Genomic DNA, 515 nt, shown 5'->3' on the forward strand with positions numbered 1-515 from the left:
GACTTGTTCTCGTTTTACAGTTCCAAAAAAGCTCTCAGCCACAGCGTTGTCCCAACAATCACCTTTTCGACTCATACTTCCAACACATTCCTTACTATTTAAGACAAATTAAAATTTTATGCACCAGCTTTTATAGTGCTTCTGAAAGGTGTTTTTAATTTGGTCTAAAATTTAAATTAAGATATTCCGCCCGCGAGAGCTAGATGGATAATTTTAGAAAATGGATTTTTATTATATTTTTAACCACTTTAATACCCGTTTTAGGCGTTTTAGTTGGTTGGATGGTCTCAAATGGCTATGAAAATCAATATGAAGATACAGTTGTTCAACTTTTTAAGGATAAAAAGGGCATAGATATCAGGGAAAACCTACAAATTTTAAACAAATTAAAACTTAATACTTTGTGCTATGAAAAGGATCTGGATCCTGAAGTGACCCCAATGTCTAGACCACGATCCGAAAAATATTTGAGAGATCCCAGCCATTCTTATTTATGTTAAAATTTGTTCACGGTG

Annotated in this window: 1 protein-coding gene; it reads left to right on the forward strand. The window is 33.6% G+C overall.

Going from position 1 to position 515, the window contains the following annotated elements:
* Positions 1 to 203 precede the first annotated feature (203 nt).
* Complete coding sequence (locus tag Lwal_RS06180; RefSeq protein ID WP_058479958.1) at positions 204 to 500, forward strand: hypothetical protein; 297 nt, start codon at positions 204 to 206, stop codon at positions 498 to 500.
* The last annotated feature ends 15 nt before the right edge of the window (positions 501 to 515 follow it).

Origin of the sequence: Legionella waltersii (assembly GCF_001468085.1) — a bacterium.
Classification (GTDB): domain Bacteria; phylum Pseudomonadota; class Gammaproteobacteria; order Legionellales; family Legionellaceae; genus Legionella; species Legionella waltersii.